Consider the following 8,892-nt stretch of genomic DNA (forward strand, 5'->3'; position numbering starts at 1 on the left):
CAACGATGCCGTCCCGACCTCGGCCTTCCGCAAGCTCGGCTACGAGCACATCGCGCTGCATGGTCAGAAGGGCTATCACGGGGTTGCCATCCTGTCGCGGCTGCCGCTCACGGATGACCGGCGCAGGACCTATTGCGAGATCGACCACACCCGCAACATCTCGGCGATCGTGGAAGCTCCGGGTGGCCGCCGGATCCGGCTGCATAATTTCTATGTGCCGGCGGGCGGGGACGAGCCCGACCGGACGATCAACCCGAAATTCGGCCACAAGCTCGATTTCATCGAGGAGATGAAGGACCTGCGCGCCGAGGCGGAACGCGCCGACGGCGTCTCGGCGATCCTGGTCGGCGATCTCAACATCGCGCCGCTCGAAACCGATGTCTGGTCGCACAAGCAGATGCTCAAGGTGGTGAGCCACACGCCGGTGGAGACCGAAGGCCTCATCGCCGTGCAGAAGGCCGGCGGCTGGGTCGACCTGATTCGCGCGCATATCCCGCCCGAAGAGAAGATCTTCACCTGGTGGAGCTACCGCGCGCGTGACTGGGATGCGGCCGACCGCGGCCGGCGGCTCGACCATGTCTGGTCCTCGGCCGATCTGGCGCCCGCGCTCACGCGCATCGACGTGCTGCGCGAGGCCCGCGGCTGGGAGCGTCCCTCCGACCATGTGCCGGTGACGGCCCATTTCGATTTCTAGCGGGCCCGGCCCGGCCTGACCGGGGTGTGGCCGGATTGGCCCGGACCGAGGCTCAGTCGGCGAACCGTCCGGCGATCGAGCCGAGCCCCTGGTTCAGCGCCGCCAGATTGTCGCCGATGCGCCTGCGCACGATGCCGGCGATATCCGGATATTCCTCGAGCATGCGCCGGAACAGCGGCCGGTTGATGCGAATCACCTCGGCATGGTCCGGCGCGATCGCCGTCATCGAGCGATCGACCGCGGTGATCATCGCCAGTTCCCCCAAAAGCGCGCCGCGTTCGGCGGTGCCCAGTTGCGTGGTCTGGCCGTCGCGGGTCTTGCGGCTGAGCTCAAACCGTCCGTCGGCGACCACGAAACCGCAATCGGCCGCCGTGCCTTCGCGGAACAGCAGCTGTCCCGGCTGCAGCTTGCGCCGCTCGGCGCCGAAGGCGATCAGCCTGAGCTTGTCCTCGCCGATGTCGGAAAACAGCGACACGGTCGAAAGCAGGGCGATGTCGTCGTTGAGGGCCATGGTCGCGGGTCCTTTGCGCCGGAAGGCGCAGGGTCAGGGAATGATCTTGTAACCGCCGCTTTCCGTGACCAGGATTTCCGCATTCGACGGATCGGCCTCGATCTTCTGGCGCAGGCGGTAGACATGGGTTTCGAGCGTATGGGTGGTGACGCCCGAATTGTAGCCCCAGACCTCTTCCAGCAGCACGTCGCGGGTCACCACCTTCTGGTCGGCGCGGTAGAGATAGCGGATGATTGCGGCTTCCTTCTCGGTCAGCCGGATCTTGCCGCCCTTGTCGTCGAGCAGCAGCTTCTGGCTGGGCTTGAAGGTGTAGGGGCCGACGGTGAAGGTGGCGTCCTCGCTCTGCTCGTGCTGGCGCAGCTGCGCGCGGATGCGGGCGAGCAGCACGGCGAAGCGGAACGGCTTGGTGACATAGTCGTTGGCGCCGGCTTCGAGGCCCAGGATCGTGTCCGAATCGGTGTCGTGGCCGGTCAGCATGATGATCGGCGACTTGAACCCGCCCTTGCGCAAGAGCTTCACCGCCTCGCGCCCGTCCATGTCCGGCAGGCCCACATCCATGATCAGAAGGTCGACATGGTCGGCGCGCGCGGCCTGCACGCCCTTGGTCGCGGACGATTGCTGGGAGATCGCGAATTCTTCGTAGAGCGACAATTGCTCCACGAGCGTCTCGCGCAAATCGTCGTCATCGTCCACCAGAAGAATTGAGCGAGCGGTCATTGCGGCCTTGCCTCCTCATATTGACGTGGGCGCCGCGGGACCCGGCGCCGATGAATAAGCCATTTGACATGTGTGTCCCTGTTTAGGCACTTTCGAGGCAGCGGCAAAGTGCTAAATAACGTGTCGGATCACAGTTGGAGCACTTGATCGTGAGGGCTTTGTTACAGAAACGGCCGGTGCGGCGCGCCGTCGGAGGCGGCAGCAACCGCGCCAGAACGCTCTCGGTGCGGACCCGTCCGGGCGATCGGCTGCGGGCTCTGGTTAAGGCGGGGCCGCTGGTTTTCCCCGCGGCACTCGGCCGCGGCGGGGTCACGAGCTTCAAGCGCGAGGGCGATGGCGCGACGCCGCGGGCCGTCATGGCGGTCGTCGGCGGGTTCCGGCGCGGCGCGCTGCGCGAGCCCGACCGTTGCGGCATCGCGCTTTTCAGGACGCGCGCCGACGATGGCTGGTGCGACCAGCCGGCCCATCCCGCCTACAACCGGCCGGTGCGGCTGCCGTTCGCGGCAAGCTGCGAGACGCTGCAACGCTCCGATGCGCTTTATGACTTCGTGTTCGTGCTCGACTGGAATTTTCGCGCCCGGCAGCGCGGCGCCGGCAGTGCCATCTTCCTGCATGTGGCGCGGCCGGGCTATCTGCCGACCGAAGGCTGCATCGCGCTGTCGCGGCGCGATCTCAAGCGGCTGATGCCGCTGTTGCGGCGGGGAAGCCGGATTCGCGTGTGCTAGCGCCGTCGCGCTCAGACGCCGAAAAAGCCGATGGTCGCGCCGATGCCGATCATCACCAGCAGCCAGTGCAGCCCGTCGATCAGCACCAGATCCCAGCCGAAGCCGCGATGGCGGGCATTGATGGTCAGGGTGGTCATGATCACCCCCGCCCAGATCAGCAGGCCGGAATAGACGCCGTTGAACACGGTGACCTGGCCCGCGCCGAGATGTCCGATGATGCCGGCGGTGATGAAGGCCAGCACCAGTTCGAGGCAGAAACTGGTGGCAAGCAGGCTGCCCAAGGCCGGCTTCGGCGCGGCAGGATCAGTGCGGGCGGCCTCCATCCAGGCCTTGCCGAGGATCGAATGGAACACCGCGCCGATCACGAAGGCGACGATGGCGGCGATCAGGATCGCCACATAGTTCATGCCCGCAAACTGCATGTGTCACTCCTTGTCGCAGTCGCCAGCCCCGGTCTGCCTGTCCTTCATCGATAGACGGAGAACGGCATCGGCCCAGAAGTCTTCGGGCAGGTCCGGCCTCGATGCCGCGGTGGCGGCAGGCCACAACACGCCGCTTTGCTTCATCCTGCGGAGCTCTTCAAGGCTCGCTCTTTTCATGTCGGTGCCTGCCATTTTGCCCCTCCTCGGGTTCGCGCGGGAATTGTACGTCGCCGCTCCCCAGCCTGCGTGCGGCACGGGGCATGCGTTGCGGGAGACAATTGACCTGTCCGAAAGGGATGTACAGGATCGGCTGGTTCGCGTCAGCCCGCAATCCGCCAGACCGAGGTGCGCTTGACCTCGCTGTCTTCCAGCACGCGGGTCACCGGCACCATGTAGCTGGCGAGCTGCTCCATGCCCTGTTTCGGACAATAGGCGCGGCCGGGATCGCCCACCAGCACCAGCGCGCCGCGGCGGGCGAGGGTCTCGAGCCAGGGCAGCACCCGGTCGGTCATGGCGCGGTCGTAGAACACGTCGCCCGCAAGCACCGCTTCCCAGCCCTCGTCGGTGCCGATCACATCGGACTGGACGCACGCGAAGCTAACGCCGTTGGCGCCTGCGTTGAGCGTTGCCGCGGTCGCGGCCCAGGGATCGATGTCGGCGGCTGTGACATGGGCCGCACCGGCGCGGCAGGCGGCGATCGCCACCAGGCCCGAGCCGGAGGCGAAATCGAGCACGCGCCGTCCCGCCACCAGCTCGGGATGATCGGTGATGTGACGCGCCAGCCCCTGTCCGCCGGCCCAGGCGAAGGCCCAGAACGGCGGCGGCAGGCCGATCTCGCCGAGTTCCTCCTCGGTCTTGTGCCACAAGGCGTGCGCCTCGTCGGCGAGATGCAGCCTGATCTCGGGCACATGCGGCGGCGCCGACAGCGCTGTGTTGGCGCGGATGAACGCGGCAGGGTCGGTCTTCATCGGCGGAGCGGGGCCGCGGTTCTCACGCGGGCGCGCGCGGCGGGTTGTCGAGCCCGCCCATGCGGCAGACCTCGAGATACTCGGCTTCCGTCACCGGCTGCACCGACAGCCGCATCGAGGTGACCAGGCTCATCTCGGCAAGCTTCGGGTTGGCCTTCACGTCCTTCAGCGTCACGGGCTTGGGCATGTCGCAGACGGCGCGGATGTCCACGCATTCCCAGCGCGGATCGTCGATGGTGGTGTCAGGATGGATGAGGGCGCAGACCTCGACGATGCCCACCACTTCCAGCCCCTCGTTGGAGTGGTAGAAGAAACCCTTGTCGCCCAGTTTCATGGCGCGCATGTTGTTGCGGGCCTGGTAATTGCGGATGCCGTCCCACTGTTCGCCGGCCTCGCCGCGGGCCTTCTGCATCTCCCACGACCATTTGAACGGTTCGGATTTGAACAACCAATACGCCATCGTCATGCCTCCGGATTCTTGAACACCCAGTTGAAGGCGCGGATTTCGACCGAATCGAACAGGCCCGCGACCGCATAGGGGTCCTTCGCCGCAATCGCCGCCGCCTCCGCCTTCGATCCGGCTGCGATGATCACCAGGCTGCCGATCGGCTTTTCGTCGTCGCCGAGCAGCGGACCCGCCATCTTCAGCACACCCTTCGCATCGAGGTCCTTGAGAAACTCCACATGGTCGGGCCTTGCGGCCATGCGCGTGTCGAGCGCGCCGGGCTTGTCCTTGCACATCAGGGCGTAAAGCATGGGATCTCCTTGGATGATTGGAAACGCGGGGGATGATTGGAAACGCGGGTGATCAGAATTTTGCGGTTGCCGGCAATCGGGCCGGACGCTGCGCAACCTATGCCCCGCCCGCCCGCCGGTTTCAATATGCCGGGGGTCGCTTGAGGCGAGTTGCTGCGTCGGCCCCGGGGCTTCAGGCCTTGGCGCCGCGCTTGCCGTGGCCGATCAGGGCGGGGGCGGCCTCGTCGAGCGGCCAGCGCGAGCGCGGCGCGAGATCGAGATCGTCGACCGGCAGCCCGGCGGCGAGGCGTTCCGCCCCGGCCCAGGCGATCATGGCGGCATTGTCGGTGCACAGCGCAAGCGGCGGGGCGATGAAGCGGAAGCCTGCGGCCGCGGCGCGGCGCTCGAGTGTGGCGCGGATCGCGGCATTGGCGGCAACCCCGCCGGCCACCACCAGCGCCGGCTCCAAGTCTGTGCCGAACCGCTCCGTGAAGCGCTCGAGCGCCATGCCGATGCGGTCGTCAATGCTGGCCGTCACCGAGGTCTCGAACGCCAGGCAGAGATCGGCGACGGTCTGCGCCGTGAGCGGCGTTTCCGCCTCCGCCATCTGTCGCACCGCGGTCTTGAGGCCGGAGAAGGAAAAATCGAGCCGTGGATCCTTCCGCATCGGCACCGGCAGGCGGAATCGCCCCGGGGTTCCCGCTTTCGCGGCCTTTTCCACGGCCGGCCCGCCGGGATAGCCGAGCGACAGGAGCTTGGCGGTCTTGTCGAAGGCCTCGCCGAGCGCGTCGTCGATGGTGGTGCCCCAGCGCTCGTAATCGCCCACGCCCTTGACCAGCACGATCTGGGTATGGCCGCCCGAAACCAGCAGCAAGAGATAGGGAAAGGCGACCTGATGGGTGAGCCTGGCCGTCAGCGCATGGCCTTCCAGGTGGTTGATGCCGATGAAGGGCTTGCCGGTGGCCATCGCGATGGCCTTGCCGGTCATCAGCCCGACCATCAGTCCCCCGATCAGCCCCGGCCCGGAGGTCACGGCGATCGCGTCGATGTCGCCGAGCGGGACGCCGCTGTCGCCGAGCGCCTGGTTGACCAGCCGGTCGAGCATCGAGACATGCGAGCGCGCGGCCAGTTCGGGCACAACGCCGCCGAAGGCCGCGTGCAGGTCGAGCTGGCTCAGCACCACGTCGGACAGGATACGACCGGCGCCTCCGGCGGAGCGCTCCACCACAGCGGCTGCGGTTTCGTCGCAGCTGGTCTCGATTCCCAGGATTCTCACTGCGCGGGTGTCCATGCCTGTCTCATAATGTCGCGCGGCCCGATATTGCGCTTGCGGGGTGATCCCGGTACCTGTCTGTCGGTACCAACACAACGGATGTCTTGCAAATGAAACCTTATCGCATCGGAACCCGTGGCAGCCCGCTTGCGCTTGCACAGGCCTACGAAACCCGCGACCGGCTGATGGCGGCGCATGGCCTGCCCGAAGACGCGTTCGAGATCGTGGTTCTGTCGAGCAAGGGTGACCGGATCACCGATCGCGCATTGTCCGAGATCGGCGGCAAGGGCCTGTTTACCGAAGAGATCGAGGAGCAGCTCAGCGGTGGCCAGCTCGATCTGGCGGTCCACTCGTCCAAGGACATGGCCACGGCGCTGCCCGAGGGGCTCGGCCTCGTCGCCTTCCTCGAACGCGAGGACCCGCGCGATGCCTTCATCAGCCCGGTGGCACAGCGGCTGATGGATCTGCCGCAGAACGCCGTGGTGGGCTCCTCGTCGCTGCGGCGCCAGGCACTGATCCGCAGGCTGCGGCCCGATATCGAGGTGATTATCTTCCGCGGCCAGGTCGACACAAGGCTGCGCAAGCTCGAGGCGGGCGAAGTCCATGCCACGCTGCTGGCCTATGCCGGGCTCAAGCGCCTGGGCAAGCAAGACATCATCACCGACCTGTTCGATCCCGAAAGCTTCCCGCCGGCGCCGGGGCAGGGCGCAATCTGCATCGAGGCCCGGCTCGACGACACCCGCGTGGCCGAGCTGCTGGCGCCGATCGACCATGCCGAAACCCATTCGGCGCTGCTGTGCGAACGGGCGTTCCTGGGGTCGCTCGACGGATCCTGCCGGACGCCGATCGCCGGCCATGCCAGGGTCTTTGGCGACCGGATGTCGTTCTACGGCATGATCCTGACGCCCGACGGTACGGTCTGGCACGAGGTGCGCAGCGAAGGCCCGACCAGCGATGCCGAGGCGATGGGTCTTGCCGCCGGCGCCGAGGCGCGCGCCAAGGCTGGGCCGGGCTTCTTCGACAGCTGGGCCTGAGGCACGCAAATGCGTGTGCTGGTGACGCGGCCCGAACCGGGTGGAAAGCGAACCGCCGCGCGTCTGCGCCGCATCGGTCACGAGCCGGTGCTGATGCCGCTGTTTAAGGCCCGGGTGACCGCGGAGGTTTCCGACCTGCCGCCGGCGCATGCGCTTTCGGGACTGATCGCCACCAGCGCCCGCGCCTTCGACATGTTTCCGGCGGGTGCGGCCGATCCGGCGCTTGGCGGTCTGCCGGTCCATGCCGTCGGCGCCGCCACAGCGCGCGCCGCACGGGCGGCGGGCTTCCGCGATGTGCGCGAAGGCGGCGGCACGGCCAGAGAGCTGGCCGACTCACTTAGGGCCTCGGGCGCGGGAGACGGCCGGCTTCTCTACCTTGCGGGAACGCCGCGGACAGCGGTGATCGAAGATTCGTTCAAGGTGGAAAGATTCGCCCACGAGGTGCTCGAATGCTACCGGATGGACGAAATAAGTTATCCAACTGACTCTTTGACATGTGACATATTGACTCCATTTCCCGAGGTGGTGCTGCTCTATTCCGCCAATGCCGGACGGCGCCTCGTGGAGCTCGTCGAGGCCGAAGCCCTTGGCTACCGGCTGGATTCGGCCAGATTTCTGTGTCTGTCGGAGACGATTGCCGCGGAACTGCCAGCCAGGTGGCGCGTTAATGCCGCAGTTGCCGTCCGGCCGAACGAAGACAGCCTGCTTGCATCGCTCACCGCCTTGGGATGATCATCGTTCCAGAACGGCGGCGATTGCGCGGTATGCCGTCATAACGCGCTTGGCCGGCCCCGCCCTAACCAGACCAAGCAGGAATCGCCAATGAGCAAGGGCCCAACACAGCGACATTCGAAATCGCCCGCACCGGTCACCATCGATCTCGACGCCACCGACGTGACGCCGAAGAACGAGGATCTGAAATCGACGCAGGCACAGACCGGACCGGCCACCTCCGCGCCGGCCTCGGGCAAACCCGGCGCGGCAGCGGCAACCGCGGCGCCGGCATCCGCCAAGGCAACCGACGCGGCCAAGCCTGACGCCGCAGCCCCAAGCAAGGCGGAAACAGGCAAGGCGGAAACCGGCAAGGCGGATGATGGCAAGGCGGAAACCGGCAAGGCCGGGGCTGCCCCGGCCGCAAGCGCCTCCGCGTCTGCCGCCCCGTCCGCATCCGACCCGAAATCGAGCGTTCCGCCGACCGGCGCCAGGACAACGGCCGCCGATCCCAAGACCGCGGCCAGCGGCACGGGCGCGACCGGTTCCGGTGCAAGCGGTTCCGGCGCGGCACCCTCCGGCCAATCCGGCTCGGGGTCATCCGCCGCGCCGCGGGCGAACAGCGCATCGTCTGCGTCCTCGCCATCGACCTCCTCCTCCGGCAGGGGTGGCGGCTTCGGGCTGGTGCTCTCCGGCCTGATCGGGGCGGTGATCGCACTTGGCGGCAATTATGCCATCCAGCAAAAACGCGCGGCGGACCAGCCGCCGGGCGCATCGGCCGAACAGGTCCAGGCGCTGACCACGCGGCTGGAGGCGGTCGCCGACAATGTCGATTCGCTAACGCGCAAGATGGCCGAACCCGGCGATACCGGCGCGGCTGCGGCAGAGCTGTCGGCTCGGCTCGACAGTCTCGAGGCAAGCCTGAAGACCGTGACCTCCCGCAGCGATGCGGATCCCGCGGCGATGGCCGCGCTCAACGAGCGGTTTGCCGCGCTCGAAGGCGCGATCGCCAAGCTCGGCGAGGCCGGCGGTGCCGCCGGCGCCGATCCGGAAGCGACCGCGGGCCTGCAGACGGCGCTCGGGATGAGCGGACGCGACAGCC

The 8,892-nt window shown here is 67.3% G+C and carries 12 protein-coding genes and 1 pseudogene; 5 read left to right on the top strand and 8 right to left on the bottom strand.

Annotated elements, in window-relative coordinates; translation table 11 throughout:
• A partial coding sequence (locus AWJ14_RS03000; RefSeq protein ID WP_066174863.1) for an exodeoxyribonuclease III occupies positions 1-694 on the top strand: 694 nt, incomplete at its 5' end.
• Positions 695-746: 52 nt separating this feature from the next.
• Here AWJ14_RS03000 and AWJ14_RS03005 read toward each other — a convergent pair.
• Both AWJ14_RS03005 and AWJ14_RS03010 read right to left on the bottom strand, forming a co-directional pair.
• On the bottom strand, positions 747-1,205 hold the full coding sequence (locus AWJ14_RS03005) for a cyclic nucleotide-binding domain-containing protein (protein WP_066174867.1): 459 nt from the start codon (positions 1,203-1,205) through the stop codon (positions 747-749).
• 33 nt (positions 1,206-1,238) lie between these two features.
• Complete coding sequence (locus AWJ14_RS03010) at positions 1,239-1,922, bottom strand: response regulator transcription factor (protein ID WP_066174868.1); 684 nt, start codon at positions 1,920-1,922, stop codon at positions 1,239-1,241.
• 176 nt (positions 1,923-2,098) lie between these two features.
• On the opposite strand from AWJ14_RS03010, the gene AWJ14_RS03015 reads away from it, so the two are divergent.
• Positions 2,099-2,647 (top strand): L,D-transpeptidase family protein, encoded by a 549-nt coding sequence (locus tag AWJ14_RS03015; protein ID WP_066174870.1) that lies wholly within the window; start codon positions 2,099-2,101, stop codon positions 2,645-2,647.
• Positions 2,648-2,658: 11 nt separating this feature from the next.
• Here the strand turns inward: AWJ14_RS03015 and AWJ14_RS03020 are convergent, their stop codons facing one another.
• The 6 genes from AWJ14_RS03020 to tsaD all read right to left on the bottom strand — a co-directional run bounded on the left by AWJ14_RS03020 (position 2,659) and on the right by tsaD (position 6,063).
• Positions 2,659-3,069: a DUF1761 domain-containing protein gene (locus AWJ14_RS03020; protein ID WP_066174872.1), complete on the bottom strand. Its 411-nt coding sequence runs from the start codon at positions 3,067-3,069 to the stop codon at positions 2,659-2,661.
• A 3-nt stretch (positions 3,070-3,072) separates the two neighbouring features.
• Positions 3,073-3,261 (bottom strand): hypothetical protein, encoded by a 189-nt coding sequence (locus AWJ14_RS03025; RefSeq protein WP_066174874.1) that lies wholly within the window; start codon positions 3,259-3,261, stop codon positions 3,073-3,075.
• Positions 3,262-3,389: 128 nt separating this feature from the next.
• A complete protein-coding gene (locus tag AWJ14_RS03030) occupies positions 3,390-4,037 on the bottom strand; it encodes a class I SAM-dependent methyltransferase (RefSeq protein ID WP_066174876.1) in 648 nt (215 codons plus the stop codon).
• 22 nt (positions 4,038-4,059) lie between these two features.
• Positions 4,060-4,497: an EVE domain-containing protein gene (locus tag AWJ14_RS03035; RefSeq protein ID WP_066174879.1), complete on the bottom strand. Its 438-nt coding sequence runs from the start codon at positions 4,495-4,497 to the stop codon at positions 4,060-4,062.
• Positions 4,498-4,499: 2 nt separating this feature from the next.
• A complete protein-coding gene (locus AWJ14_RS03040; protein WP_066174884.1) occupies positions 4,500-4,793 on the bottom strand; it encodes a YciI family protein in 294 nt (97 codons plus the stop codon).
• A 172-nt stretch (positions 4,794-4,965) separates the two neighbouring features.
• The gene (tsaD, locus tag AWJ14_RS03045; protein WP_066174886.1) at positions 4,966-6,063 is read right to left on the bottom strand and encodes a tRNA (adenosine(37)-N6)-threonylcarbamoyltransferase complex transferase subunit TsaD; all 1,098 of its coding nucleotides are present in this window, start codon (positions 6,061-6,063) and stop codon (positions 4,966-4,968) included.
• A gap of 86 nt (positions 6,064-6,149) precedes the next feature.
• Between tsaD and hemC the strand changes: the two genes are divergently transcribed.
• The 3 genes and pseudogenes from hemC to AWJ14_RS22495 form a co-directional block, all read left to right on the top strand.
• Positions 6,150-7,079: a hydroxymethylbilane synthase gene (hemC, locus tag AWJ14_RS03050; RefSeq protein WP_066174888.1), complete on the top strand. Its 930-nt coding sequence runs from the start codon at positions 6,150-6,152 to the stop codon at positions 7,077-7,079.
• A 9-nt stretch (positions 7,080-7,088) separates the two neighbouring features.
• Positions 7,089-7,811 carry a uroporphyrinogen-III synthase gene (locus tag AWJ14_RS03055; protein ID WP_066174891.1) on the top strand — a complete coding sequence of 241 codons (723 nt, stop codon included), beginning with the start codon at positions 7,089-7,091 and terminating at the stop codon, positions 7,809-7,811.
• Between the two features lie 90 nt (positions 7,812-7,901).
• Positions 7,902-8,892, top strand: a pseudogene (locus AWJ14_RS22495) (hypothetical protein); the annotation flags it as partial.

This window comes from Parahoeflea olei, assembly GCF_001703635.1.
In the GTDB taxonomy this organism is placed as follows: domain Bacteria; phylum Pseudomonadota; class Alphaproteobacteria; order Rhizobiales; family Rhizobiaceae; genus Hoeflea; species Hoeflea olei.

Bases quoted from the DNA above. Each gene is read 5' to 3' on its own strand.
- AWJ14_RS03025 (WP_066174874.1), bottom strand. From the start codon at position 3,261: ATGGCAGGCACCGACATGAAAAGAGCGAGCCTTGAAGAGCTCCGCAGG.
- tsaD (WP_066174886.1), bottom strand. From the start codon at position 6,063: ATGGACACCCGCGCAGTGAGAATCCTGGGAATCGAGACCAGCTGCGAC.
- AWJ14_RS03035 (WP_066174879.1), bottom strand. From the start codon at position 4,497: ATGGCGTATTGGTTGTTCAAATCCGAACCGTTCAAATGGTCGTGGGAG.
- AWJ14_RS03030 (WP_066174876.1), bottom strand. From the start codon at position 4,037: ATGAAGACCGACCCTGCCGCGTTCATCCGCGCCAACACAGCGCTGTCG.
- AWJ14_RS03010 (WP_066174868.1), bottom strand. From the start codon at position 1,922: ATGACCGCTCGCTCAATTCTTCTGGTGGACGATGACGACGATTTGCGC.
- AWJ14_RS03005 (WP_066174867.1), bottom strand. From the start codon at position 1,205: ATGGCCCTCAACGACGACATCGCCCTGCTTTCGACCGTGTCGCTGTTT.
- AWJ14_RS03020 (WP_066174872.1), bottom strand. From the start codon at position 3,069: ATGCAGTTTGCGGGCATGAACTATGTGGCGATCCTGATCGCCGCCATC.
- AWJ14_RS03040 (WP_066174884.1), bottom strand. From the start codon at position 4,793: ATGCTTTACGCCCTGATGTGCAAGGACAAGCCCGGCGCGCTCGACACG.
- AWJ14_RS03055 (WP_066174891.1), top strand. From the start codon at position 7,089: ATGCGTGTGCTGGTGACGCGGCCCGAACCGGGTGGAAAGCGAACCGCC.